Raw genomic sequence first — 24,373 nt, forward strand, 5'->3', positions numbered from 1 at the left:
CGGCAAGCGATGCCAGACCATATGCGGAGCCATGGTTGAATCATTGCACATGGCCGACCCGGGACCTGGAATAGCGAGATATGGGACACCGGTAACGTGCCGTTTCTCAGGCTGTTGCTTCAGGCGAAATCGTTATAATATCTATAAATATCAAATACTTAATCTTCAAACAGGCGAGATTGATGGTTGCCGGGATCTGACGAGATATAGGACATCGAGCGACCCTGAAATCGACCGGGCTTTCGCGCGCCAACGACATTTCGTGCGAGTTGCGATGTGGCTTTGGGGAGATGGTCAAGTCGCTGGCTGATCGACCGGCGCGCTGCTAAACGATCCGGCACAACATCCGGGACGCCCATCGCCATGGCGAGCTTCGCCGTCTTTTCCTATTCGCTGGCCGATCCGATCGGGTCCGATCCGCTGGTCGCAGCGATGGCGTGGTTGCAAGGAAGCTTGCTCGGCACAGTAGCGACGACAATCGCGGTCGTCGCGGTCGCGGTGATCGGGCTGATGATGCTGAGCGGACGGATCAACTGGCGCTATGGCGCAACGGTGATCACGGGGTGTTTCATCTTGTTCGGCGCAGGCACCATCGCCGCGGGAATCCGCTCAGCATCTGGCGGCGGCGGTAGCTATGAACCGGTCGTCGCAGCGCCTTATGTCGCTGCGCCGGTGCCGCCGCCGCCCGTCATTCGGGCGCCGCCACCAACCGCTTACGATCCTTATGCCGGGGCTGCACCGCGCAATATGTAGGTAAAGGAGCCGGGCTGGCCGAGAGGGTCGGGGCTATCGCGCCCGCCACCGTAATCGCTCACCACAGCCCCAGATCGACCATACTCGCATGGCCCGTGCTGCCGATGATCAGATGATCGATCACGGAGACCCCGACGGTCTTGGTCGCGGCGGCGACCGCGCGGGTCAGGTCGGTGTCGGAACGGCTTGGCGTGACATCGCCGGAGGGATGGTTGTGCACCAGGATCAGCCCGTTTGCGTCGAGTTCCAGCGCGCGCTTGACGATCGTGCGGATATGGACCTGGCATTGGTCGACCGTCCCGGTCCACATTTCCTCGTCGCGGATCAGCCGATGGCGCACGTCGAGGAAGAGCACGCGAAAATGCTCATCGCCGGCATAGGCCAGTTCGGCACGGAGATAATCGAGCACCGCCGTCATGTTAGGCATCAGCGGCCGTTGCCGCAGGTCGGTGCGCAGCGCGTGCCGCATCGCCTGGCGGAACGCGGCGATCAGGCTGACCGCACGGGTGTCGCCACCTGTCGCGCGCATCTGCGCCCGGCGTGTCGCAGCAAGGACGCCGGGAAAGGAACCGAACTCCGCGATCAGCGCGGCAGCGGTAGCGGAGACGGCCGGGCCGGGGGGGGGATCCGCCGGCAATGACCCCTTCGAGGATACGTCGGCACCCAGCGGCGCCCGCCGATGCTGATGCCTTCAGGCTACGACGACGAGAAGTATTGCCGCCGGCCAGCTCCAAAACGACAGCATGATTTGAGACGCGGTTCGGATGACGTGCGGATCGAGCAGCTTCGTGATGTCCCCGCCGGCCGCTATTAATAAAAAGACGCTCATCCATATCGGCCACACCCCTGTTGGCTCGGAGCATCATAGCCAAGATGACGAGAAATAACAAGTCATTGATGACGAGAATCGCGCCTCAATTTTTGAAGTAGTGCAGCTATTTGTATGCTCAGCTAACAATCATCGGTTCATCGGTGGCAAGACAGGCACAAGCAGTGAGGCGTGAGGTGCCCGGCTAATATCTGGCACCTTGAGCAAAGTGATGCGTAACAGCTCCAGGAAGGCAATGATTCATCCACTACGGCGATGTATATTGTATACGTAGCCAAGTTAATAATCCATCTGCATTACAACTCCAGACAGCGCTGATCGGCTGGAAAAGAATATCGCAGTCGAGCCAAGCCGCACAGACCGGCGTCGTCGTGCGTGCGGCAGGGCCGGCCGGACGAAGTCACGCCGCGCCTCGATCAAGCGGCTGGAAAGAAGGCTTCGTGATTGTCTCCATCGGGGTCCCGATCGCAGACTGGTTCGAAGGGGGCGGGTATGTAAGGACCAACTCCGCCGCGCTCGACCCGGTTGTCGCGCCGCGCAGCCTAGTCGTGTCTTCGGTTTCGCGACGGATGGTGTGATGCGACCCGCCGAGAAGACGAGCAATATCCTCGCTACGCTTGCCTTGGCCAACGAGGCGCAGGCACTCGATTTGCCTTGCCGGCAGCTGATCAAGCCCGTCTTCGGTCATTTCCCACCGTCATCGAAACGATCTTAAGCTAAAGTGAAAGCGATGTCGCCATCAACAAAATTACAATTTTAACGCTCATTACGGCTCGATCAGAACGCGAAGCCGCCGGCTGCTTTTCGTTTCGCTGGTCATCGTCAAGGCAAAAAAGGCGACGTGCCGGGCATATTGACATTGATGTCAAAATCTATATGAACATCAATCTCAATATAGTTTCCATAAAGCGAGGCCGTCATGAACCAAACCCTCACGCCGCCCGACATCGCCATTCCGCTGCGCGATCTGCGGTTCAATCGCGACGCCGCTCAGCATCCGCGCTGGTGGCATGGCGGCGATCCCGTCGCGACCGCCTTTTTCAACGCGCTGTCCTGCACATTCCCAGCGGGCGAGAAATTCTTCATGGACAGCGTGCGGGCGTATCGGCGCTCGGTCGATCCAGTGCTGCAGAAGCAGATCGGAGGCTTCATCGCGCAGGAAGCGGTGCACAGCCGCGAGCATGCCGCGTTCAACAAACTGGCGGCGGATAGTGGTTATACCGTCGCGACGCTCGAGGCGCGGACCAAGCGCGTGCTCGATTTCGCGCGCACCCGGGCAAAGGAACATCAGCTTGCCGCAACCTGTGCGCTGGAGCATTTCACCGCGATCCTGGCGCATGAACTGCTCGCCACCAACGGCCGCGACATGGACGCAGCACCCGAGGATGCGGCGCGGCTGTGGGGATGGCACGCGATCGAGGAGGTGGAGCACAAGGCCGTCGCCTTCGACACTTTTCTCGCGGTTACCGCCCATTGGTCGGGCTTGCGGCGCTATGCATTGCGAGTGCGGGCGATGATCCTCGCGACGATCATTCTGGTCGTTACGATGCGCGCCAATATGGCCGATCTGTACCGTGAGGATGGTCTGCGTGGCCCGCGCATCTGGTGGCGCACGCTCAAATTCCTGTTCGGCCGCCCCGGCATGCTGCGCCGCGTGACGCCCGCCTGGCTGACCTATTTTCGCCCCGGTTTCCATCCCTGGCAGCATGACGACCGGGCGGTGCTCGCGTCGGCGCAGAAGCGGCTGGGCATCGCGGCGGCCATATGATTAAGGGGGCTATGACGAAAATGATCAGGATCGCGCCCGTCACCGCTATCGCCACGGCATTGCTGGCAACCTGCTGGACCGGATCTGCGCTGGCTGCGAACGACGATGCCCTGATCGGGCGCTGGCGTACGCAGGAGCGCGGCGGGGTGGTCGAGATTCATCGATGCGGCGCGGCCTTGTGCGGGCGCGTCGTCGATGGCGCGCCGCTCCGTGCAAATCCCGATCAGCGCGATGTGAAGAATGGCGACAAGGCGCTACGCACGCGCAAGCTGATGGGCTTGCGCATTCTGGGCGGCTTCACCGGCGGGCCGACCGAATGGAAGGGTGGGCCGCTCTACGATCCCAATAGCGGCGATGGCGCGGCGACCGGTTATCTGATGCTGGCCGGACCCGACACGCTCAAGGTGAAGGGGTGTCTGGCGCTGTTCCTGTGCCGGACACAGACCTGGCAGCGCGCACGCTAAACGGCAGGAGGCTGTTTGAAAACTCGCGGTAGAGCGAGTTTTGAAGGCGGTTCCGCCCGCCGCAGCCTTTCCATCAATGCTTCGCATCGCCGAAACCTTGGGCTGCTCCGCCCGCCCGCCTCCCGACCACCCATTCAGGATATGCTGTGGGCGGTCGGGAGGGGGAGCGGGCCGGAACCGCCAAATGCGCCTCAGCGCATTTCCAAACAGATCCTAAAGTCCCGACTGGATCAGGGCCGGCAGAATTTGCGCCATCACGCCACGCCCCGCATCGGGTTTCTGACCAAGCATCTCGCGCAGCTGCGGGCCGATCACCGCGTCGCCGAACGCGCAGACCGCGATGAGCAGGACGATCGAGCGGATCTTCGCGTCCGATTCCGGGCCGATGGCGAGTTTCTCACCGATCGCGCCGACCAGGTCGAGCACCGCCTGACGGATCGGCTCGAGATGGTCGAACTCGCGCGACAGCATCAGCCAGGCGGCCAGTTGCCCCGCGCCGCCGCCGTCGAACGCATCGAACACTTTCTCGACCAGGATCGACGGTGCGCCGGCATCGGTTTTGAGATGCGCCACGGCATCGTCGAGCGCGTCGGCGAGGTCGCGGATCATCGATGCCATCAGCGCGCTCTGCATTTCGCCCGCCGAACCGAAATGATGGATCAGGTTGGTGTGCGACATGCCGATGCGATTGCCGACATTGGCCAGCGTGACTGCCGCCGGCCCACCCTCCAGCAAGAGTTCACGCGCCGCGACAAGGCCTTCCTCGCGCGCTTCCGCGGCGTTGCGCTTGCGCCGCTTCGCGCGAACCGGACCGGTGACCTCCAAGATAATTCCCCCCCCGGCCTTGCCGCTACGGAAAGGCCAGGGGGCACTATGACGCAGCGGGCGGGGTGGGATCAACAGTTAACGCGTTCGCGCGTCGTGCCGTATCCGTCATGTGTGTCCGTCGGCCGCCCGAGCTGATCGTTTGGCAGCTAACCGCTTCGTATCGGCGTGCAGGGCGTTATAACTGGACTCACCACCGAAACCGGTTGAGGGTATAAATCCGCATGTTGAAGAATATCATGCTTGCCGTGCTGTTCGTGTCGGCGCCGGGTGTCGCCGCCGAACATGCCGAGCGCCTGTCGATCTCGACCATGGTGTCAGATGTGCGCCTCGCCGTCTCGCCTGACGAGACGCACCGGTTATGGGGACTGGTCAACCGCACGCCCGGCGCCGGGCTGGAGATCGTCGAATCGCGGCTCGTCGAGGGTCAATGGAGCGCGCCGTTGCCGGTCTCGTTCAACGGGCCGGCGAATGACTTCGACCCGAGCTTCTCGCCCGATGGCCGGACGGTCTATTTCTTCTCCAACCGCCCCGGCGGCGCGGGGGGCGACGATCTCTATGCGGTATCCTATGATCCGGGGACACGCGTCTATGGCGAACCACGCAACCTTGGACCCAAGGTCAACACCGATGGCGACGAATGGGCGCCGACCGTCTCGCCCGATGGCCGCACGCTGATGTTCGCATCGAACCGACATGGCCTGTCCGGCGGGCAGAATCTGTTCGTCGCGCCGCTCAAAGGGGGCGAGATCGGCACGCCGGTCGCGCTCGACGCGGTGATCGATACCGCCGAGGACGAATATGATGCGACCTTTGTCGGTGGCGCGGACCGTATCGTATTTGCACGCGGCGATGCCTATGGCGACAAGGGTGCGAAGCTCCATTCGGCGGTGAAGGATGGGAAGGGCTGGCGCGACGAAGGGCCGTTGCCGCCGACGATCAATTGCTCGGCCGAGCTCAATATCGGCCCCTCGGTGTCGCCCTCGGGAAAATTCTACTGGTCGGCGGCGTGCGGTCCGGGGGAGACGCGGCTCGACCTGTGGACCGGCGACTTGCCCTCCGTCACGCGCCGGTAAGAAGCGCGGCGGTAGGGTGTTCCCACTGCGGGAATTCAGTCGCTCGCTAAATCAGGTCCGATCATCTATAGCGGGCCAATCGCCGGCGCGACGCCGGGACATGCAGCGACCGGAAGCCGATCCGCTCCCCTTTTGCCGACGTCCTCGCCAACGTCCGGCCGCCTGACGATCCCGTCGGCGGTGAGGAGAAGACTATGTCGAGAATTCCCGTTCGCCCATTCCTAATCGCCAAGGACGAGGATGGCGTGTTTCGCCTGACCGTGCGCAGCACGCGCTACAATTCGCAGAATTACCCGATCGTCACCGCCGCGCTGCAGGACGAGACTTTCAAGACCGCCACCGCGGCGCGCGCCTTTGCGCGCGACAATTTCGGCGCCGAACCGGGGCAATACGCCTCCAAATAACGACGTCCGCCGGCCTCCCGGGATTTTAGCCGGTTTTGATCCGGACGGTCCCGGAACGTGCCCGCCGCGTGCGGCGCATCACCGTCGGTAGCGTATCAGATAAAGCTCCATTGACGTTGCCTCGGCCCGCTGCCCCGAAAAGGTCAGCCGGTCGGGTTGCGACCAGTCGAGCATTGCGCCGTAACTGTCCTTGTCAGACATGTTGACGCTCGCCGGCAGGACGGTGCCCGCGTGGTAGCGGCCGCCGGCGGGGCGCGTCTGGAACAGGTCGATGCGGTCGACACTGAAATCGGCGGCGCGCGCGAAGACGATCGCCGCACTGTCGGACAGGAAGGTCGCGTCGAACTCGTCGCCCGCCGTGTTGACCGCGCCGGGCAAGGGCCGCGCAGGCGCGAAGCGGACGCCTTGCCGGGTCGCGATATACAGGTCCTGGCGACCAGCGCCGCCGGGGCGGTCGCTCGAGAAGAGCAGGGTCTTGCCGTCGGGCGAGATCATCGGGGCGAACTCGTTGCCCGCGCTGTTGACGGCCGCGTCCAAGCGCTCGACCGGCCCGAAGCCGTCGCGCGTCACGGCCACGCGATAGACATCGTCGCCGCCCAGTCCGCCCGGCCGGTCGGAACAGAAATAGACCTGACGTCCGTCGGCCGAGAAAGCCGGGTCGAAGTCGCGCGTCGGCGAATTGAACGGTACCGGCTGCGCTTGCGCCCATCGTCCAGCCACCAGGCGCGATATCCAGATGTCATAGCCCCCCGCGCCGCCGGGGCGGTTGCGGCTGAACCACAAGGCGGTACGGCCATCGGGGCTGATCGTCAGCCGCACCTCCGACGACGCGGTCGAGGCGATGCCCGGCGCGAAGAGCTCCGCGGATCCGACGATTTCGATACCCGGCCGGCGTGGAGCGGCCGCGCCGCCCAGCGCAGCGATCAAGCCGATCGCGGCGGCGATGCGGTATGCGCGCCTCATGCGACCCTCGTGAAGTCGCTGGTCCAGTTGACTTCCCAGGTCGCACCGCCATCGGCCGACAGCGCCTGTTCCCAGCGCGCCGTGGTGGCCGAGATGCGCGACCAGATGATCCGCGCCTTGACCGGCTTGCCTTCATGCTCATCGTCGCCGAGCAGCATGCGGGTGCCATCGGCGAACTTGCCGCGGACCGGCGCGGCGATCGCGGCGGGCGTGCGGCCATCGAGCCACCAGCTGGTCCATTCGCCTGTATCTCCATCGAGCGCGCGCAAGCCGATGCCACGGTACGGCGCGCCGGGCACGTTCATCACATTGTCCCCGACATTGCCGCGCCCGCCAAGCACCGGCCAGTTGGTGAAGGTGCCATCGAACTCGATCCAGTCATTGCTGCCGACCAGCCGCCGCGCGAGCTTGCGGTGCCGCACCGTCCAGTTGCCGGCCAGGAAATCCCAATCGCCCATACCCGGTGCGCTATCGGTCCGCGCCGGCAATGGTGCCGGTGTCGGCGAGGTGCGCGTAAAATAGTTGCGCCAGTTGATCTCCCAGTTCTTGCCGCCATCGGCCGACAGCGCCTGGTCCCAATGCGGCCGGACGCTATGGATCTCGTGCCAGCGAAACCGTGCGATGACCGGACGACCCTCGAACAGGTCCGGGCCGGAGAACTCGCCCTCATCGCCGTGGAAGCCGCCGCGGACCGGAGCGTCGATCCGCGTCGCGTTGCGCCCGTCGAGCCACCAGATTGACCAGGTCCCGCTGGCGGGATCGAACGCGCGGATGCCGAGCCCGCGATAGGTGCCGCCGGGCAAGTCGAGCGCATTGTCGTCGATCGTGCCGAGCCCGCCGAGCGTGGTCCACAACACGCTCTTGCCGGCAAATTCTTCCCAGTCATTATTGCCGGCGAGGCGCTTCTTCAGCCTTTGGTGCGACACGTCCCAGGTGCCACGCAGCCAGTCCCAGTCATGCGCATGCGCGGCCGCGTCGCCCGGCAGCGCCAAGGCAGCTGTGTCGGGAAGCAGCGCCGCGCCGCCTGCCATCGCCATGCCGGCAAGTACATTGCGGCGCGAACAGAGAAATGGCTCGGTCAAAGTCGCGTCCTCTCGAAACCTGGTCGTGATGTCATCGGAATGGCAGGGCAGGGCGATCATTGGCTATGCGAAGATAGCGGAGTGAGGCTAAGTCAGGCTTATGGTCGATCTACACCGATTCCCCTCACTCGCCTCGATCCGCGCATTCGAATGCGCGGCTCGGCTCGGCAGCTTCACCCGGGCGGCGGCGGAGTTGGGCACCTCCTCGGCCTCGGTCAGCTATCATGTCCGCCAGCTCGAAGCGCAGATCGGCGTTGTGCTGTTTCGCCGCCATGCCCAGCGCGTCGAACTGACCGGACCCGGCGCGATCGTCGCGAAGGAGACGATCGCCGCTTTCGCGGCGCTGCGCGCGACCTTTGTGCGCGCGGGCGAAGCGGACGAAAAGAAGCTGTCGATCACCGCGCTTCCGACCTTCGGCACGAGCTGGCTGACGCCGCGGCTCGGCCGCTTCCGTGCGCAGCAGCCGGAGATATTGCTCGATCTGGATTTGTCGGTCGAGGCGCATGACCTGGGCGCCGGAGGATTCGATGCGGCGATCCGCAACGGCTATGGGCGCTGGCCCGGGTTGCGCGCCGTGAAGCTTATGCCGAGCATCTTCGCGCCGCTCTGCGCGCCGGCATTGGCGGAGACGGCGGCCGGTTTCGCCGATCCGCGCCGGCCTTCGACGATACCGCTGCTCGGCCGCCCCGACTGGTGGGCCTTATGGTATGGAGCGCTCGGGGTGGCCGATGCGGTACCGCCCGAGCGTTTCGGCACGACCCTGTCGGCAGAGTATCTCGACATGGCGGCGGCGATCGCCGGTCACGGTATCGCAATGGGGTCGCCTTTGCTGTTCGCCGATGAAATCAGGGCCGGCCGCCTGGTCCTTGCGCATGATCTGGTGATCGACACCGGCCGGTCGTTCTGGCTGACTTTCCCGGTGACGCGCCAGCGCAGCCGGAAGATTGCGCGCTTCCGTGAATGGGTCTGCGATGAAGCGCTGCGCGAATGCGCGGCGGCGGCGGCGTTGATCCGGCGCGCCGTTCCGGCCGCGGATCAGGACATGCCATCCTGATTGAAGAGGGCGACATTCGACCATGGCCGTCGCTGTCTGCACCAAAATCTCACACGTCGCTCATCCGGATCACATGTCACCGCGTTAGAACAAGGCCTCATAATGTGGGAGCAACGCAATGGCAGGGGTAGCGCAAGGCGATAATAAGCGGCGTGGAATTCCGTGGAGGATTGCCGGCTGGGGTGCGGCCGCGTTCGTCCTTCTGTTGCCCCTGATCGCGAGAGCGCCCTGGACCCTGTCCGACTTCGTCGTCATGGGCATCCTGATAGGGAGCGCGGGACTGGCGTTGGAACTCGCGGTGAGGGCGTCCGGCAGCATCTACTATCGGGCCGGCGCCGGCGTTGCGGTTGCTGCCGCTTTCCTCCTCATCTGGGTGAACGGAGCGGTCGGTTTCCTCGGCGACGAGAGCAACCCGGCCAATCTGATGTTTGCCGGCGTGCTCGCCATCGCGGTTCTCGGCTCGGTCCTTGCGCGTTTTCGACCTGGCGGAATGGCCCGGGCAATGTTCTTGACCGCTGCCGCGCAGATTCTGGTCGGCGTGGTCGCGCTGGCCGTCGGACTGGGCTCCCCGGGGTATGAGGGGCTCTACGAAGTCGTGATCGGCACGAGCCTCTTCGCCGCGTTGTGGCGGATCTCGGCCGGGCTTTTCCGCAAGGCGGCGGGTGGCGGTTCTGCTTCATGAAGCGGCTCCCGGATACCGACCCATCGTCCTGGCATAGGCTTCGCCCCAATCGGCCACCGGGGCCAGTGCCGCATTGAGCGTCGCGCCCCAGCTCGTGAGCGCGTAATCGACGCGCGGCGGTACTTGGCTGAATACTTCGCGCGTGATCAACGAATCGCGTTCAAGCTCGCGCAATTGCTGGATCAGCATCTTCTCGGTCACGCCGACCACGCGACGCTTGAGCTCGCCGAAGCGCACCGGGCCGGCGTTGAGTTCCCACAATATCACCGCTTTCCACTTGCCGCCGACGACGTCGAACGCCGGACCGACGCCGCAGGCATAAGGTTTTTCCGCCATGATATCAGTATTACTCCCAAAAAGGTAAGTACCTGACAAAATAGTCGGTACTTGCTTGGTGGATCGTGGTCTTCCTATCTCCTGCCGCGTTGAAAGAGGAGATGAAAATGACCGACGTTACGATAATCGGGCTGGGTTCGATGGGCCTGACAATGGCGGAGCTGATGCTTGGCGCGGGCAGGTCGGTTACGTTGTGGAATCGCAGCGCGGACAAAGCCACCGATCTGGTCGCGCGGGGCGCGCATTTTGCGCCGAGCCCGGCGGCGGCAATCGCGGCCAGCCCGGTCATATTGATCTGTGTGTTCGACTATACGGCGGCACAAGCCATTCTCGATGCGGACGGCGCGGCGGCCGCGCTCGACGGTCGGCTGCTGGTCAATCTCGGCACAGGCAGCCCGGAAGATGCGCGCGATGCCGAGATATTCGTTGCCGGTCATGGCGGGCGTTACCTCGACGGTGCGATCCAGGCGGCACCGAGCCAGATGGGGCAGGACGACACGCCGATCCTCGTTTCCGGCGCAGCAACGGTGTTCGCCGAGGCGCTGCCGCTGCTGAGGGTGCTGGCGGGCAGTCCGATGCATCTCGGCGAGCGTATCGACGCGGCGGCGTTCATGGACCTCGCCACTTTGTCCTATGTCTATGGCGCGTTCGGCGGCTTCCTGCACGGCGCACGGATTGCAGAATCGGTCGATATCAGCGTCGCGACCTTCGGCAGGATCGTCGAGCAGATATCGCCGACCTTCGGCGCTTTCTTCAAGCATGAGGCAGCGGTGATCGAGTCCGGCGATTTCGCCATCACCGAAAGCCCGTTGCGCATTTCGATCCCGGCGGTCGAGCGCATCCTGCGCACCTCCGAAGCACTTGGTATCAATACCGAGCTGCCGGCGCTGGTGCACGAATGGCTTGGCCGGGCCGACCGGGCTGGTCTTGCGAATGAGGAACTGGCCTCGCTGATCAAGATTCTCCGCGGTTGAATGGGAAGGTCGCGGCGGGCATCATGGGAGGCCCTCCGTCCCCCTGGGCGCGTGGGTCTAGTTCATGGAGCCGGTGATGCCCGCGAACCCGATTATCGAGGCGTTCTTCGACGAGCCGACCAATACGATCAGTTATCTGGTGGCCGACCCCGTCACGGGCGATGCGGCGGTGATCGATCCGGTGCTGGATTTCGATCTGGCGAGCGGCGAGGCCGATATCCGCTCGGCCGAACGCATTCTGGCGTGCGCCGCCGCACGCGGCTGGACCATCGTCATGGTGCTGGAGACGCATGCGCATGCCGATCATTTATCGGCCGCGCCGTATATCAAGGCGAAGACCGGCGCGGCGATCGGTATCGGCGATCATATCCGCGACGTGCAGAAGATTTTCCGGCCCATGTTCGCGTTCGACGATCTCGCGACCGACGGATCGGATTTCGACCGCCTGTTCAGCGACGGTGACCGGTTTGCGATCGGCCAGCTCGATGTGACGGTGATGTATGTCCCCGGCCATACCCCGGCCGATATTGCTTATCGTATCGGCGACGCGGCCTTTGTCGGCGATACCCTGTTCATGCCCGATTACGGCACCGCGCGTGCGGACTTCCCCGGCGGCGACGCGCGCCAGCTCTATCGGTCGATCCGGCGTGTGTTGAGCCTGCCCGACGAAACGCGGCTGTTCCTGTGCCATGACTATAAGGCACCGGGACGTGAGGAGTATCGCTGGGAAACGACGGTGGGCGAAGTGCGGTGCACCAGCGTCCATGTTCGTGACGAGATCGGCGAGGACGCTTTCGTTGCGATGCGTGAGGCGCGCGATGCGACGCTGTCGGTGCCGAAGCTGCTCCTGCCCGCGATCCAGGTGAACATCCGCGCCGGGCGCTTTCCGGCGGCGGAGGCGAATGGCGTCAATTATTTGCGCATCCCGGTTACGGCGACGTTCGGAATGGACGGGACGGGTATTTGATCGAAACGTCGGAGTAAATGATGGCGAGCGATACAAATCCCCGATCCGCAATCGCCTCGCTCCTGGCGGCCGCCCCGCTCGGGGCGTTGGAGCGCCGCTATCGCGAGCCATGGCGGCATTACCATGCTTGGGATCACCCGAAGGCGATGCTGGCGCATCTCGACCGGGCGATTGGCGATGCGGTACCGGTGGTCGATCCGGCCGCCTGTGCCGGTTTCGTCCTGTGGCATGACTCGATCTATGATCCACAGGCGCCGCACGGGCGCAACGAAGAACTGAGTGCGGCGCTCTGTGTGGCGGAAATGAGCCTCATCGCGAATGCTCTCGTTACCGCTCGCGCCGGTGCGGCGATCCTGGCTACGATCCGCCACCTGCCGCCAGCCCCAAACGACTGCCCAGATGGTGCGCTGCTACTGGATATCGATCTGTCGATCCTGGGCCAGTCGCCGACGATGTTCGACGTGTATGACCGGCAGATCCGCGCGGAATATGCTCATGTCGAGCCCTCGCTTTACGGCACGGCACGGCACGCGCGAGCATCCTGCGCAATTTCCTGGCTCGCGACCGCCTGTTCCTGACCGATTGGGGTTTCGCGCAATGGGAGCAGCCGGCTCGCGATAATCTGCGCCGCGCAATCCCCTTGCTGGAGGAGCCGACTCTCGCGACGTGAGCGCCGCGCCACCGCTATGCCAGCGGGCGATTCTTCGCTCCGACTACTTCTGCCAAGGCTGCAGCGAGGCTCTCCGCGCCATAGGGTTTGGGCAAGACGGTGAGGTCGCCGGCCGTACCCAGGGCGACCTCTTCGCTATAGCCGCTGGCGAGCAGCACCGGGATGTCGGGGAATCGTGCGCGTACGATGCGCTCCAGCTCGACGCCGCTCAGTCCCGGCATGACGACGTCGGAAAAGACCAGGTCGATCCGCTCGGCCTCAAGCCGTTCGACCGCCGTTTCCGCGCAATCCACGCTGATCACGCGATAACCAAGCTCAGTCAGCAGGCCATGGGCGAAGTCGCGTACCGCGGCATTGTCCTCGACCAATAACAATGTCCGGCCATCGCCATTCGCGCTGCCCGACCTGAGCGTCACGGCGGTAGTGGCCGGCTTGTCCGTGCGGGGCAGCAGGATGTGGACCGTCGTGCCTTTTTCGGGGACCGACGTCAGCTCCACTCGGCCGCCGGCCTGGGCGGCAAAGCCGTGGATCTGCGATAAGCCGAGTCCGGTGCCCTTGCCGATCACCTTGGTGGTGAAAAACGGCTCGAACACCCGATCCAGCACTTCAGGCGTCATGCCCTCACCGGTATCACTCAGCGCGACGCAGACCATTTTTCCCGCCGCATCATCGATATTGCGCGTCGAGAGTGTCAGCGTACCACCGCCCGGCATCGCGTCGCGGGCGTTGATCGCGGCATTGAGCAACGCGGTTTCGAGTTGCGTGGAATCGACTTCGACCAGGCCGAGCGCGGGTGACAGGTCCAAACTCACTTCGATCTTGCCACCCAGCGTGCGCGATAGCATTTCGGCAAAGGCATCGAGCCGGACATTGAGGTCGATGACCTCAGGCTTGAGCGCCTGGCGACGGCCAAAGGCGAGCAAATGGCTGGTCAGAGTCGCGGCATGATCCGCCGTTTCGACGATCGCGGCCAGATACTGGTCGCGTTTTTGCGTGCTCAAGCCTTCGCGGCGCAGCAGGTCGGCCGAACCGCGGATGACGGTGAGCAGATTGTTGAAGTCATGCGCGATACCGCCGGTCAGCTCACCCAGCGCTTGAAGCTTTTGCGATTGGAACAGCGCGTCGCGCGTTTCCTCCAGCTGCTTCTGGGTTTCGCGCTTCTCCGTCACGTCGCGGGTGATCTTGGCGAAGCCGATATGCCGGCCGTCATCGTTGCGGATCGGGTCAATTACGACATGTGCCCAGAAGATCGCGCCGCCCTTGCGCACACGTTGCGCTTCGGCCTCATATTTGCCTTCGCGCAGCGCCGTGTCGAGCGCCCGCGCGGGTTCGCCCGTCGCGCGGTCCTGTTCGGTGTAGAAGCGCGAGAAATGCTCGCCGATGATCTCGGCTGCGTCATAGCCCTTGATCGTTGCCGCGCCGCTGTTCCAGCTGGTCACGCGGCCCTGCGGGTCGAGCATGTAGATGGCGTAATCGGTCACACCTTGCACGAGCATGCGGAAATGTTGTTCGCTGGAAAACAGCTTCTGCTCGGCTTCGCGCTTTGCGGTAATGTCGCGCGTGATCTTCGAAACCGATCAGCACCCCGGCATCGTCGCGAATCGGATCAATCACCGCGCTCACCCAGAAGCGCGACCCGTCTTTCCTGACCCGCCAGCCTTCCGCCTCGAACCGTCCTTCCGCCGCCGCGGTGCGCAACGCATGTCCGGGCAAGCCCGCCGCGCGATCTTTCTCTTCGAAGAAGCGGGAGAAATGCTGGCCGATGATCTCGTCGGCCTCATAACCCTTGAAACGCCGCGCGCCGGGGTTCCAGCTGACGACATGGCCCGCGGGGTCAAGCATGTAGATCGCATAGTCTGTGACGGCATTGACCAGCAGTTGGAATCGCTGGTCGGACAGGTGCAGATCGAAACCGGGTTTATCTGTCATCAGTCGTGTGAAGGCCATGTTCCGAAAGGGAAATCGGCCGAAGCCGAACACCGACCTTATCCTTCCCGGCCGCCATTCGGCAAGCGACATGGATCAAGGTCGGTGTAGGAAAATGGGGCAATGGCGCTCGATCGGTTTGTGCAGGTGGCGCGTCGCATCGCTGATGCTCAAAGTAGGCGAATCCGCGCCGTGCAACGATTTGGACCTTAGCTACCGCATTGTCCCGTGAGTGTTGCCAGAGGTCTTTCGCGTCGCATCATCGCCTGTATCTGGTCGCGGAAGCGCTCGAGATCTGGATAGTTGGCGCGAAACGCGGTTCGACAAAGATGTTGCTCGTCATTCATATCGGCGATCGTGACGATCACGTCGAGATCACCTGTCTTGTTCGCGGGAGCGATCCTGATCTTGACGATCGAGCGGTAATTGCCGTCGTTATCCCACTGACCCCAATCGGCTTCCGGCGGATCGTCGTCCGGAATCGGATAGGCGAGTAGCAGGGCGCTCCATTCCGCAACATCTTGCCATTGCACCCAAAATCCGCCGGACCCGCTAAACCGCGGAGTGTGGACCCTGGTCTCCAGCCAGCCAAAGTCATCATCCCGGCCGAACTCATATTGGAGCGTGAGGCTGGCGCTCATTACCGCGCCGTGCTCGACGAAAAGGGTCGGTCGCCCGCTGCCGTCGCCCACGCCTTGTTCGGCTGGGCTTGCATCGTGAAGCGCAATTCGCCGCCGGCCATGATCTCGGCGTGCCGGATATACCCGCGCGCAAGGGGACGCCCATTGAGCGACACGCTCCCGACATAGGGATGCGCGTCGTCAAGCCCGTTGGCGACCACGATGAATTTCTTGCCCCCCGGCAGGGCCAGCGCCGCACGCTTCACGAACGGGCGGCCGATGACATATTCCAGGCTGCCCGGCGTGACCGGATAGAAACCGAGCGCGGTGAACACCAGCCAAGCCGACATCTGCCCCAGATCGTCATTGCCCGACAGGCCGTCCGGGGTCGGTTTGTACTGGCTCGCGACGATCTGAGTCAGCCGCGCCTGTGTGCGCCACGGCGCGCCGGCATAATTGTAGAGATAGGCGACATGATGGCTCGGTTCGTTGCCATGGATATACTGGCCGATCAGCCCGGCGATATCCTCGGCATGGCTATAGTCGAGCTTCGAATTGTCGTAATCGAACATCGCATCAAGCTTGGTGACGCTTGCCTTGTCGCCGCCCATTGCACGCACCAGCCCGGCCTGATCCTGCGGCACGAACCAGCTATATTGCCACGCATTGCCCTCGGTATAATCCGACCCGTAATTGATTGCGGTCGGGTCGAACGGGACACGGAAAGCGCCGTCGCTCTTGCGTGCGCGGACAAAGCCGGTCTTCGCATCGAAACTGTTGCGCCAGTTGGCCCCGCGCTTGTCGAACGCGTCGGCGATATCCTTGCGCCCCATCGCCCGCGCCATCCGTGCAATGGTCCAGTCGTCATAGGCATATTCGACCGTCTTCGATGCAGCCTCAGGCTCGCGGTCGATCGCGACGTAACCGAGCTTCATATAGTCGCCGAGCCCGCCATAGGGCGCATAGCTCGCGCTCGCGACCATTGCGTCGAGCGCCTCTTTCGCATCGAACCCGCCCACGCCTTTCAGATACGCGTCGGCGATTACCGGCACGGCGTGATAGCCGATCATCGTCCAGGTCTCGCGCCCCTGGAACTGCCACACCGGCAGGATGCCGTCGGGGCTGTATCTGCGGCTGGCAAGCAGCGAGCGGACGATATCGCTATTGGTCTTTTCCGGCTGCACCAGGGTCAGCAGCGGATGTTCGGCGCGAAACGTGTCCCAGAGCGAAAAGGTCGAGCGGAAGGTGAAGTCCTTCGCCTGATGCACCTGGTCGTCGGGGCCGCGATAGCGCCCATCGGCATCGCCCGCGACCGAGGGGGCCAGCAGCGCATGATAGAGCGCGGTGGCGACATTAGTCTTCATCGGCGTGGGCGCGTCGATGTCGAGCACGCCAAGCGCCTTGTCCCATGCGGCTTTGGTCTTTGCCCGCACCGTGTCGAAATCGCCCGGCTCGCTGTCGAGATTGGCGGTCGCGCCGGCTTCATCGACCGAGGAGATCGCGACCTTGACCTCGAGCGGCTTGTCGAGCGCACCGAAATCGAGCCGTGCGACCAAGGCCCTGCCGCTCTTTTCGGCCAGCGCATCGCTGCCACGCCCCGGCCCCTGGAACCCCTTATAGGGCACGTCTTTTTCGGTGCTGACGAATGCATGGTCGGTCAGTGACGCGGAGAAGCGCATCGCGAAATACAGCTTGCGCCCCGGTGCCCAGCCGCGCGTTTCGCGCGCGCCGGTGATCGTGCCGTCCGAATTCAGGCGAAGTGACGACCACAGGATCTTACCGGGATAATTATACAGCGAACTGCGCAGATCGATCAGCAGATGCGCCGCTTTGCCGACTGGAAAGGCGTAGCGATGCACCCCGATCCGCGTGCCTGCGGTCATCTCCGCGCGAATGCCGGGATCGCTGAGCGTCACCGCATAATAGCCCGGCTTGGACACTTCGTCCTTGTGATCGAAGCGCGAGCGATAGCCCGATCCCGGCTTTGCGGGATCGCCGGGCTCGAGCACCACCTTGTCGCCGGCGACCGGCATGACCAGGAAATCGCCCAGGTCGGAATGTCCCGCACCGGAGAAATGCGTGTGCGAAAAGCCCTGGATCGTCGGGTCGGTGTAGCGATAGCCCGCCGCCCATTTGTAGCTGTCGCGGATGACATGGCTGGTGTCGGTGTCGGGGCTCAGCTGCACCATCCCGAACGGCGCGACCGCGCCTGGGAAAGTGTGCCCCTCGCCGCCGGTGCCGATGAACGGATCGACCGCGTCGGATGCGGACTGGCCGAGCGAAGGAGTGGCCAGGCTCAGCGCGAGCAGGGCGGCGATGGTGCGACGGGGGATCGACATGGCCGGAGTAGAGCAGGGGATTGGAGGAAGGGGAAGGTACCTTAATCCTCCCTCGCTTTAGCGGGGGAGGGGGACCATTTGCTCCTTTGCAAATGGTGGAGGGGGCTTGGCCGGCTGCGGGCCGCTCGCTTCGCTCCCCCGTTGCATAATTTCGACGTCTCGATCGACTATTGCGCGGGCGGCGGCATGGTCATTTTTCGCCGGGCAGTTTCACATCGGTGACATAGGAGCATCCGAGCAGCGTCTTGCCGGGATGGCTGGATACGTTGGACAGGTTGCGCGTGATCCGCGTCGTGATGGTCCAACCATTTTCCGGATCTTTTTCGACCTTGTTGAGCATTTCGCGCTCGCCGAGAAATTTGCCCGAGCCCGGCGCGACATTCTCGATCCCTTCCTGCTCCGCCAGGTCGTTTGGGTCGGGGATATCGAGCACCGCGAGCACTGCATTGCTGCTGAACACGATGGTGCGCGTCTGGTGACCGCCAATCTCGATCGGTGCCGGCAAGCGATATTGCGACAGGAACGGATTGCCCGACTCCTGCTTGATCCAGCCGCGCTTGCGGTAGCCGCTATCCTCGTCGCCCAGCGTGATGGAGAAGCCCATATAGTCGCGCGCATCGATCGCGCAGTTGATCGCATCGACGACATCGACCTTGGCCGGATCGAACTCTTCGTCCGATTGCGCTGTCGCCGGCGAGGCGAACAGGATCAGCGCCGACAATGCCACTCGAAATATCATAAGCCGCGCTCCGCAAATCCGCTTTGGTCGGGCGCGGCGTTACCATGGGCCGGCGTGCGCGCAAATCCCGCGCGGGTCCGCCCCGACAAGCTTGACCGCCGGGAACGATCTTTGATGTGCGGCAATTACGTAAGGAGCGCGTGACCATTGATTAATGGCATTCGCGCATTGTCGTTGAATGAAGACGATGGCGGATCAGTATAGCATGGGCCTCCGCAAATTCGATCGGGTTACAATCCGTCAAAACCGGCCCGTTAATCATCTGGCTGTATCGATGGTTTTTGCGGATCAGGACGAATGATGACGCCGAGCTATAATTTCGATTATGATGCTCGGCGACGGTTGCTCAAATTGACCCTTTCCGGAATGTGGGACCGTGCGACTCTCTCCGCTTTCCAGCGCGAGGCGGCGGCCCTGTTGAACAGAGTCGAGAACGCCGGGCATACCGATCTCGGCGGCAGAATCCTGATCGACCTGACCGACTTTGCCGTACAGTCGCAGGATATCGCCGATGATGTCAGCACGCTCATCCCGACTTATGCGATCAGGGCAGGGCGCATCGCGGTGATCCGGTCCCAATCCGCGCTGCAGAAAATGCAGATGCGGCGACTTTTGTCGTCCACCAAACTCTGCTTCGTGACGTCGGAAGCGGAAGGGCTTGCCTGGCTGTTCGAGGAGGCGCCGACAGCGGCGGAGTGACGCTCCCCGGGATCCGGAGCGCTGGAATTTACAACAGGATCCGGAACACCGCGCCTTCCTGTGTATCGACCAGATCGATTGAGCCACCATGAGCGATCACGATCTGCCGTACGAGATTCAGCCCAACCCCGGTGCCCGCCGCGCGCGTCGTGAAGAAGGGCAGGAACACGTCTTTCCGCACCGCTTCGGGCACGCCGGGGCCATTGTCCGCCACCTCGATCAGCGTGGCGCCATCGGCGCGCTTCGTGATCGTCATACGCACTTCGCCGTCGCGGCCGGCCTCACTGGTCGCCTGCGCGGCATTGCGCAGCAAGTTGATCAGCGCCTGGGCAAGCAGGTCGGGATCGGCCTCCAGAATAAGGTTCGGCGCCACTTCGATGGTCAGTGCGACATTTGGCCAATCTGCTGCGAACAGGCGGTCGAGTTCTTGCGCAAAGGGTTCGGCGCCGAATGCCCGCGCCCTGACTTCAGGTGGCTTTGCCACCGCGCGATAACTGTCGATGAAATGGCGCAATCCATCCGCGCGTCGCACCAAAGTGTTCATCGCGGTACGCGCCGAATCGATATCCGGCGGATCGGTATCGAGGACCGCGGCCGCGGTCCCGGCAAGCGACGTCACCGGAGTCAAGGAATTGAGGATCTCATGCGTCAGCACGCGGACCAGATCGGTCTGCGCGGCCATTTCGACCGCGTCGAGCGTGCCCTGTACTGGCTCGACGGTAACCGCGCGGACCTGCAGGCCGAGCCGGTCGAGCGCCCCGGTGCGCACGATCGCGCGTTGTGGCCCGGCCGGCAGGCGCAGGATCAACACCTCCTGACCCGCATTGCCGGCGCGCGCGAGGCGCGCGGCGAAGGTCGCGCCGTAACGCGCGAAATCCTCCGGCCTGGTGCCCTGATCATGGTCGAACAACCGCCGCGCGGCCTTGTTGACCAGCCGAACGCCATGGGCGTCGTCGACCGTCAGCAGTGCGACCGGCACATCGTCGACCAACGCCTCGAGGAAACGGAGTTCGCGCAGGCCCTCGTCGCGCTGGACGTGCAGCTTGCGCATCGCATCGTCGAGCGCGCTACCCAGAGTCGCGAAACCCGCGCCGCCGCGCCCGTCGAAACGCGCCGTGACGTCGCCGAAACGCAGCGCCTCGACAAAGCGCGCGATCAGCAAATTGGTGCGCTCGACATGGCGCCACAGGCCCCACACGACCGCCGCGACGATCGCCACCGCCAGGATTCGCGCGACCGCCAGCCCGGGCGTCTGAAAGGCGAGCTGCGCTACCACCAACGCGAGGATCAGCCCGGCGACCCACCCCGCCAGCACCAGGGTAAAACGGCGGTCAAAGCCCATGCTTTTCCATCCGGCGATACAGCGCGGCGCGTGACAGGCCCAGCTCGGAGGCAGCAGACGAGATGTTATAGGCGTGTTTCTTCAGCGCCTGTTCGACCAATTGCCGTTCGACCCGGTCGAGGTTGAGATCGGTCGCGGCCGGAGCGACCACCGCCTCGGGCGCGAGGCGTGGTGCGATGTGGGACGCGGCTGGCGTGACGGGGCTGCCGAGCGGAAAATCCTCCGGCTCGAGCGGTGCGTCGCCGGCAAGGATCACCGCGCGCTCGATCGCATGACGCAGCGCGCGGACATTGCCCGGCCAGTCATGCGCGGTGAGCGCAGCGCGCGCGGCCGATGTCAGGGTCGGGGCAGGGCGATTATAACGTTTCGCATAATGGCTGAGGAAATGATCGACCAGGGCTGGCACGTCTTCCTGTCGGTCGCGCAAGGGGGGCAGCTCGATCTCGACCGTGTTGAGCCGGAACAGCAGATCCTGGCGAAACAGGCGATCGTCGCGCAACTGCGCCGGGGTCATGTTGGTCGCCGCGATCACCCGGATATCGACCGGCACGGGGCGGTTGGCGCCGACCGGAGTGACTTGCCGCTGTTCGAGCACGGTAAGCAATTTGGGTTGCAGATGAAGTGGCAGGTTGCCGATTTCGTCGAGGAACAAGGTACCGCCGCTCGCCGCCTGGATGCGCCCGATCCGGTCGCCCTTGGCATCGGTAAAGGCGCCCTTCACATGGCCGAACAGTTCGGAATCGATCAGCTCGGTGGCGATCGCGCCAAGATCAACGGTCAACATCGGTTGCCCGGCGCGCAGCGACTGACGGTGCAGCGCACGCGCGACCAGTTCCTTGCCGGTGCCGTTCTCGCCCAGCACCAGAACATTGGCGTCGGTCGGTGCGGCGCGCGCGATCAGCGAATTGACCCGCGCCATGCCCGGCGCCGTGCCGATCAGGGGCGGGGTACTGCCCGGTACCGGGTCGGCGACAGCGGCGACCCGCGCGCGTTCCGTCGCGACGGTGCGTTTCGATCGGCGTAACGTGGCGGCGGTGCGTACCGTGGTCATCAGCCGTTCGTTCGACCATGGCTTGGACACGAAATCGGTCGCGCCGCGCTTCATCGCCTCGACCGCGACATTTACGCCCGCATGCGCGGTGATCATCACCACAATCAATTCGGGATCGGCGGCGAGCAGCCGGTCAAGCAGAGCCAACCCCTCCGCCGCATTGGTCGCGCCGCGCGCAAAATTGGCATCGAGCAGAGCGACGTCCGGCGAATGCGCCGCCAACGCCGTCATCGCTTCGTCCGGGCTCGACGCGGTGATCACCTCACGGAACAGGGTACGCAGCAACAGTCGCGCAGCGGTCAGGATGTCCTCGTCATCGTCGATGACCAGGCAGCAATCGAATTCTTTGTTCATTTCGTTCGCCATGTGACCGCTCCCGTACAGTCGGTGTGCGGAATCGGACAATCAATTTCCGTGCCATAGGCCGCGATAATTGCCTAAAATGGCAGAAATCAGCCATTTTCTGAAAACTGGCACGGTCGATGCGATGCTGTTCACATCGGCACTCATGCCGACTTGGAGAATGATCGTGAAAAGCCCCTTCGCCTTCCGCATGCTGAGCGTCACCGGCGCCGTTTTTGCCACGTTGTGCCTGACCATCGCGTCGGCACCACCGGTCTTTGCATGAATGCGGCCGGATGCGGTTCCCGGCGTCCGTTTTCGGACACAAGTGTTCGAAAACGGACAATCGGTCCGGATTTCTGAATCTGAAATACTCATGCCCGCCTTGGGCAAGCCGCTGGCACGGCGCTTGCTAGTTCCGAAGCGGAAAGGAAGAGCCGTATGAGCGTTGTGCGAATGCCCCAGGACCAGGTCATCCCGAAAAAGGCCGTCACTGGCTCCGGCATGGACCGCGCCGTCGAAGTGCGCCGTCTGCCCGGCTGGACCAAATGGGCCGTCATCGCGGCCGTCCTGATTGCCGCATTCGCCGCCTTCTGGCTTTACGCCCCGCGCACCGGTTCGCAGACCGTCGCCGCCGACCGGCTGACCATCTCGCCCGTGCGTTCCGGCAAGTTCGAGGATTTCGTACCGCTTCGCGCCCGCGTCACGCCATTGTTCACCGTTTTCCTCGATGCGATCGAGGGCGGGCGGGTCGAGAAGGTCATTGCCGAGGACGGCGCCGACCTCGCCCCCGGCGAACTCATCGTCGTGTTGTCCAACGCCGAACTGCAGCTCTCGGTGCTCGCGCGCCAGACCGAGGTCGAGCAGCAAGTCAACAATATGCGCAGCCAGGAACTGGCGCTGTCGCAGACCCGCATTGCCAACCAGCGCTCGGTGCTCGAAGCCGATCTGTCTGCCGAAAAGGCGCGTCGCCAATATGAGCGCGAGGCACCACTCGCCGCCAAGGGTTTCGTCGCGGGCAAGCAGTTCGCCGACACCAGCGACCAATATCGTTACGAACGGCAACGCCTCGCCGTGGTGCGCCGCGGTCAGGGGATCGACGAGCGCCTGCAGGGCAGCCAGCTCGCGCAGCAACGCGCCTCGTCCGCCTCGCTCCAGTCAAGCTTGAAACTCGCTCGCGCCAGCCTTGAGGCGCTTAACCTGCGCGCGCCCGTTGGCGGCAAGCTGTCCGGTTTCGACATCCAGGTCGGTCAATCGCTCAAACGCGGCGAACGCATCGGCCAGGTCGACAGCCCGGGGCGCAACAAGCTGATGGCCGGTGTCGACGAATTCTATCTCGGCCGCGTACAGCTGGGTCAGAAGGCGAGCGTCGAGCTTGCCGGCAAAACCTATCCGGCGCGCGTCACCAAAATCTATCCGCAGGTGCAAAACGGTCAGTTCCAGGTCGATCTGCAATTCAACGGCGCGGAACCGGCCGCGATCCAGCGCGGCCAGACATTGCAGGCCAAACTGACGCTTGGCGATCCGGAACCCGCCCGGCTGATTCCGGCCGGCGCCTTTTACAACGAGACCGGCGGCAACTGGGTGTTTGTCGTCTCACCCGACGGCAAGTCGGCGGTGAAACGCACCGTTCGCCTCGGCCGGCGCAATCCGGACTCGATCGAGGTGCTCGAAGGCCTCGACGCCGGGGAGCGCGTCATCACCTCGCCCTATACCGGTTTCGTCGACAAGGACCGGCTCGATATCGACCTCACGGCAAAGGACTGAAACATGCTTGAGATGCGTTCACTTTCGCGGACCTACCGCACCGACACGATCGAAACGACCGCACTCGATGCGATCGACCTGGACATTGCCGATGGCGAATTCGTCGCGATCATGGGCCCATCGGGCTGCGGCAAATCGACCCTGCTCAACTTAATGGGGATGCTCGATGCGCCCTCGTCCGGCTCTTATGTGTTCAACGGCACTGAGGTCGCCGGGCTTGGCGAGGGCAAGCTTGCCGCGTTCCGCAAGGAAAATATCGGCTTCATCTTCCAAAGCTTCAATCTGGTCGACGAATTGTCGGTGCGCGAGAATATCGAGCTCGCTCTGCTCTATCACGACGTCTCTGCCGCCGATCGCCGCACCCGCACCGATGCGGTGATGGACCGGGTCGGGGTCGGCCACCGCGCGCGCCATCGGCCTAGCCAATTGTCGGGCGGCCAGCAGCAACGCGTTGCGGTCGCGCGCGCATTGGTCGCCGAACCCAAGCTGATCCTTGCCGACGAACCGACCGGCAACCTCGATACCAATCATGGCGAGGAAGTGATGCGCATGCTCCAGCAATTGAATGCCGAAGGATCGACCATCGTGATGGTGACGCACAGCCCGGCGCATGCCGATTACGCCAGCCGCGTGGTCAACATGCTCGATGGCCGCATCCTGCAGCAGCAGCGCCGCGCGGCCTGACAACTTCTTTTGATCCT

25 protein-coding genes and 1 pseudogene are annotated in these 24,373 nt (G+C 63.7%); 14 read left to right on the forward strand and 12 right to left on the reverse strand.

Features of this window, described 5'->3' with window-relative positions; translation table 11 throughout:
• Positions 1-363: 363 nt before the first annotated feature.
• Positions 364-621, forward strand: a pseudogene (locus tag G4G27_RS24065) (TrbC/VirB2 family protein); the annotation flags it as partial.
• Positions 622-811: 190 nt separating this feature from the next.
• Here the strand turns inward: G4G27_RS24065 and radC are convergent.
• A complete protein-coding gene (gene radC / locus G4G27_RS00870) occupies positions 812-1,390 on the reverse strand; it encodes a DNA repair protein RadC (protein ID WP_183111278.1) in 579 nt (192 codons plus the stop codon).
• 1,111 nt (positions 1,391-2,501) lie between these two features.
• Between radC and G4G27_RS00875 the strand changes: the two genes are divergently transcribed.
• Complete coding sequence (locus G4G27_RS00875) at positions 2,502-3,350, forward strand: metal-dependent hydrolase (protein ID WP_183111280.1); 849 nt, start codon at positions 2,502-2,504, stop codon at positions 3,348-3,350.
• Between the two features lie 20 nt (positions 3,351-3,370).
• Positions 3,371-3,814, forward strand: a complete 444-nt coding sequence (locus G4G27_RS00880; protein WP_183111282.1) for a DUF2147 domain-containing protein — start codon at positions 3,371-3,373, stop codon at positions 3,812-3,814.
• A gap of 213 nt (positions 3,815-4,027) precedes the next feature.
• Here the strand turns inward: G4G27_RS00880 and G4G27_RS00885 are convergent, their stop codons facing one another.
• Complete coding sequence (locus tag G4G27_RS00885) at positions 4,028-4,639, reverse strand: TetR/AcrR family transcriptional regulator (protein WP_183111284.1); 612 nt, start codon at positions 4,637-4,639, stop codon at positions 4,028-4,030.
• A 224-nt stretch (positions 4,640-4,863) separates the two neighbouring features.
• Here G4G27_RS00885 and G4G27_RS00890 point away from each other — a divergent pair, with 224 nt between their 5' ends.
• Both G4G27_RS00890 and G4G27_RS00895 read left to right on the forward strand, forming a co-directional pair.
• The gene (locus G4G27_RS00890; protein ID WP_183111286.1) at positions 4,864-5,715 is read left to right on the forward strand and encodes a PD40 domain-containing protein; all 852 of its coding nucleotides are present in this window, start codon (positions 4,864-4,866) and stop codon (positions 5,713-5,715) included.
• A gap of 194 nt (positions 5,716-5,909) precedes the next feature.
• Positions 5,910-6,119 carry a hypothetical protein gene (locus tag G4G27_RS00895; RefSeq protein WP_183111288.1) on the forward strand — a complete coding sequence of 70 codons (210 nt, stop codon included), beginning with the start codon at positions 5,910-5,912 and terminating at the stop codon, positions 6,117-6,119.
• Between the two features lie 78 nt (positions 6,120-6,197).
• On the opposite strand, the gene G4G27_RS00900 is transcribed toward G4G27_RS00895, so the two are convergent.
• Together G4G27_RS00900 and G4G27_RS00905 are read right to left on the reverse strand one after the other, a co-directional pair.
• Positions 6,198-7,082 carry a PD40 domain-containing protein gene (locus tag G4G27_RS00900; RefSeq protein ID WP_183111290.1) on the reverse strand — a complete coding sequence of 295 codons (885 nt, stop codon included), beginning with the start codon at positions 7,080-7,082 and terminating at the stop codon, positions 6,198-6,200.
• Positions 7,079-8,164 carry a hypothetical protein gene (locus tag G4G27_RS00905; RefSeq protein WP_202049643.1) on the reverse strand — a complete coding sequence of 362 codons (1,086 nt, stop codon included), beginning with the start codon at positions 8,162-8,164 and terminating at the stop codon, positions 7,079-7,081. Before G4G27_RS00905 ends, G4G27_RS00900 begins: the two co-directional genes overlap by 4 nt.
• A gap of 100 nt (positions 8,165-8,264) precedes the next feature.
• Between G4G27_RS00905 and G4G27_RS00910 the strand changes: the two genes are divergently transcribed.
• Positions 8,265-9,218, forward strand: a complete 954-nt coding sequence (locus G4G27_RS00910; protein ID WP_183111292.1) for a LysR substrate-binding domain-containing protein — start codon at positions 8,265-8,267, stop codon at positions 9,216-9,218.
• 118 nt (positions 9,219-9,336) lie between these two features.
• Positions 9,337-9,900: a hypothetical protein gene (locus G4G27_RS00915; protein ID WP_183111294.1), complete on the forward strand. Its 564-nt coding sequence runs from the start codon at positions 9,337-9,339 to the stop codon at positions 9,898-9,900.
• On the opposite strand, the gene G4G27_RS00920 is transcribed toward G4G27_RS00915, so the two are convergent.
• Complete coding sequence (locus G4G27_RS00920; protein WP_183111296.1) at positions 9,895-10,236, reverse strand: helix-turn-helix domain-containing protein; 342 nt, start codon at positions 10,234-10,236, stop codon at positions 9,895-9,897. The genes G4G27_RS00915 and G4G27_RS00920 overlap by 6 nt on opposite strands.
• Before the next feature lie 101 nt (positions 10,237-10,337).
• Between G4G27_RS00920 and G4G27_RS00925 the strand changes: the two genes are divergently transcribed.
• The 3 genes from G4G27_RS00925 to G4G27_RS00935 all read left to right on the forward strand — a co-directional run bounded on the left by G4G27_RS00925 (position 10,338) and on the right by G4G27_RS00935 (position 12,755).
• The gene (locus G4G27_RS00925) at positions 10,338-11,210 is read left to right on the forward strand and encodes an NAD(P)-binding domain-containing protein (protein ID WP_183111298.1); all 873 of its coding nucleotides are present in this window, start codon (positions 10,338-10,340) and stop codon (positions 11,208-11,210) included.
• 76 nt (positions 11,211-11,286) lie between these two features.
• A complete protein-coding gene (locus G4G27_RS00930; RefSeq protein WP_244624497.1) occupies positions 11,287-12,177 on the forward strand; it encodes an MBL fold metallo-hydrolase in 891 nt (296 codons plus the stop codon).
• A 20-nt stretch (positions 12,178-12,197) separates the two neighbouring features.
• Positions 12,198-12,755: a hypothetical protein gene (locus G4G27_RS00935; RefSeq protein ID WP_183111302.1), complete on the forward strand. Its 558-nt coding sequence runs from the start codon at positions 12,198-12,200 to the stop codon at positions 12,753-12,755.
• Between the two features lie 106 nt (positions 12,756-12,861).
• Here G4G27_RS00935 and G4G27_RS00940 read toward each other — a convergent pair whose 3' ends face one another.
• The 5 genes from G4G27_RS00940 to G4G27_RS00955 form a co-directional block, all read right to left on the reverse strand.
• On the reverse strand, positions 12,862-14,343 hold the full coding sequence (locus G4G27_RS00940; protein WP_244624498.1) for a PAS domain-containing sensor histidine kinase: 1,482 nt from the start codon (positions 14,341-14,343) through the stop codon (positions 12,862-12,864).
• Positions 14,243-14,827, reverse strand: a complete 585-nt coding sequence (locus G4G27_RS24070) for a PAS domain-containing protein (RefSeq protein ID WP_244624499.1) — start codon at positions 14,825-14,827, stop codon at positions 14,243-14,245. The genes G4G27_RS00940 and G4G27_RS24070 overlap by 101 nt, the downstream gene beginning before the upstream one ends.
• 155 nt (positions 14,828-14,982) lie before the next feature.
• Positions 14,983-15,414, reverse strand: coding sequence for a hypothetical protein (locus G4G27_RS00945; RefSeq protein ID WP_183111304.1), 432 nt, complete (start codon positions 15,412-15,414; stop codon positions 14,983-14,985).
• A complete protein-coding gene (locus tag G4G27_RS00950) occupies positions 15,414-17,732 on the reverse strand; it encodes a GH92 family glycosyl hydrolase (protein WP_183111306.1) in 2,319 nt (772 codons plus the stop codon). Before G4G27_RS00950 ends, G4G27_RS00945 begins: the two co-directional genes overlap by 1 nt.
• 190 nt (positions 17,733-17,922) lie before the next feature.
• The gene (locus G4G27_RS00955; RefSeq protein ID WP_183111308.1) at positions 17,923-18,459 is read right to left on the reverse strand and encodes a hypothetical protein; all 537 of its coding nucleotides are present in this window, start codon (positions 18,457-18,459) and stop codon (positions 17,923-17,925) included.
• A gap of 309 nt (positions 18,460-18,768) precedes the next feature.
• Here G4G27_RS00955 and G4G27_RS00960 point away from each other — a divergent pair, with 309 nt between their 5' ends.
• Positions 18,769-19,170 (forward strand): hypothetical protein, encoded by a 402-nt coding sequence (locus G4G27_RS00960; protein WP_183111310.1) that lies wholly within the window; start codon positions 18,769-18,771, stop codon positions 19,168-19,170.
• A 28-nt stretch (positions 19,171-19,198) separates the two neighbouring features.
• Here the strand turns inward: G4G27_RS00960 and G4G27_RS00965 are convergent, their stop codons facing one another.
• Entirely contained in the window at positions 19,199-20,512 is a 1,314-nt protein-coding gene (locus tag G4G27_RS00965) for an ATP-binding protein (protein WP_183111311.1), read from the reverse strand.
• Positions 20,502-21,917 (reverse strand): sigma-54 dependent transcriptional regulator, encoded by a 1,416-nt coding sequence (locus tag G4G27_RS00970; protein ID WP_244624500.1) that lies wholly within the window; start codon positions 21,915-21,917, stop codon positions 20,502-20,504. Before G4G27_RS00970 ends, G4G27_RS00965 begins: the two co-directional genes overlap by 11 nt.
• Positions 21,918-22,005: 88 nt before the next feature.
• On the opposite strand from G4G27_RS00970, the gene G4G27_RS00975 reads away from it, so the two are divergent.
• From G4G27_RS00975 to G4G27_RS00985, 3 genes are all read left to right on the forward strand, one after another.
• On the forward strand, positions 22,006-22,191 hold the full coding sequence (locus G4G27_RS00975; protein WP_183111315.1) for a hypothetical protein: 186 nt from the start codon (positions 22,006-22,008) through the stop codon (positions 22,189-22,191).
• Between the two features lie 155 nt (positions 22,192-22,346).
• The gene (locus tag G4G27_RS00980; protein ID WP_244624501.1) at positions 22,347-23,672 is read left to right on the forward strand and encodes an efflux RND transporter periplasmic adaptor subunit; all 1,326 of its coding nucleotides are present in this window, start codon (positions 22,347-22,349) and stop codon (positions 23,670-23,672) included.
• Between the two features lie 3 nt (positions 23,673-23,675).
• Positions 23,676-24,356, forward strand: a complete 681-nt coding sequence (locus G4G27_RS00985; RefSeq protein WP_183111317.1) for an ABC transporter ATP-binding protein — start codon at positions 23,676-23,678, stop codon at positions 24,354-24,356.
• Positions 24,357-24,373 lie beyond the last annotated feature (17 nt).

Origin of the sequence: Sphingomonas sp. So64.6b, from assembly GCF_014171475.1 — a bacterium.
Lineage (GTDB): Bacteria > Pseudomonadota > Alphaproteobacteria > Sphingomonadales > Sphingomonadaceae > Sphingomonas > Sphingomonas alpina_A.

Coding starts and splice junctions, on each gene's coding strand:
- G4G27_RS00935 (WP_183111302.1), top strand. CDS start 12,198: ATGGCGAGCGATACAAATCCCCGATCCGCAATCGCCTCGCTCCTGGCG.
- G4G27_RS00915 (WP_183111294.1), top strand. CDS start 9,337: ATGGCAGGGGTAGCGCAAGGCGATAATAAGCGGCGTGGAATTCCGTGG.
- G4G27_RS00930 (WP_244624497.1), top strand. CDS start 11,287: ATGCCCGCGAACCCGATTATCGAGGCGTTCTTCGACGAGCCGACCAAT.
- G4G27_RS00945 (WP_183111304.1), bottom strand. CDS start 15,414: ATGAGCGCCAGCCTCACGCTCCAATATGAGTTCGGCCGGGATGATGAC.
- G4G27_RS00965 (WP_183111311.1), bottom strand. CDS start 20,512: ATGGGCTTTGACCGCCGTTTTACCCTGGTGCTGGCGGGGTGGGTCGCC.
- G4G27_RS00975 (WP_183111315.1), top strand. CDS start 22,006: ATGGCAGAAATCAGCCATTTTCTGAAAACTGGCACGGTCGATGCGATG.
- G4G27_RS00970 (WP_244624500.1), bottom strand. CDS start 21,917: ATGAACAAAGAATTCGATTGCTGCCTGGTCATCGACGATGACGAGGAC.
- G4G27_RS00960 (WP_183111310.1), top strand. CDS start 18,769: ATGATGACGCCGAGCTATAATTTCGATTATGATGCTCGGCGACGGTTG.
- G4G27_RS00890 (WP_183111286.1), top strand. CDS start 4,864: ATGTTGAAGAATATCATGCTTGCCGTGCTGTTCGTGTCGGCGCCGGGT.
- G4G27_RS00875 (WP_183111280.1), top strand. CDS start 2,502: ATGAACCAAACCCTCACGCCGCCCGACATCGCCATTCCGCTGCGCGAT.
- G4G27_RS00940 (WP_244624498.1), bottom strand. CDS start 14,343: ATGCTCGTGCAAGGTGTGACCGATTACGCCATCTACATGCTCGACCCG.
- G4G27_RS00950 (WP_183111306.1), bottom strand. CDS start 17,732: ATGTCGATCCCCCGTCGCACCATCGCCGCCCTGCTCGCGCTGAGCCTG.
- G4G27_RS00910 (WP_183111292.1), top strand. CDS start 8,265: ATGGTCGATCTACACCGATTCCCCTCACTCGCCTCGATCCGCGCATTC.
- G4G27_RS00920 (WP_183111296.1), bottom strand. CDS start 10,236: ATGGCGGAAAAACCTTATGCCTGCGGCGTCGGTCCGGCGTTCGACGTC.
- G4G27_RS00900 (WP_183111290.1), bottom strand. CDS start 7,082: ATGAGGCGCGCATACCGCATCGCCGCCGCGATCGGCTTGATCGCTGCG.
- G4G27_RS00980 (WP_244624501.1), top strand. CDS start 22,347: ATGAGCGTTGTGCGAATGCCCCAGGACCAGGTCATCCCGAAAAAGGCC.
- G4G27_RS00895 (WP_183111288.1), top strand. CDS start 5,910: ATGTCGAGAATTCCCGTTCGCCCATTCCTAATCGCCAAGGACGAGGAT.
- G4G27_RS00985 (WP_183111317.1), top strand. CDS start 23,676: ATGCTTGAGATGCGTTCACTTTCGCGGACCTACCGCACCGACACGATC.
- G4G27_RS00925 (WP_183111298.1), top strand. CDS start 10,338: ATGAAAATGACCGACGTTACGATAATCGGGCTGGGTTCGATGGGCCTG.
- G4G27_RS00880 (WP_183111282.1), top strand. CDS start 3,371: ATGATCAGGATCGCGCCCGTCACCGCTATCGCCACGGCATTGCTGGCA.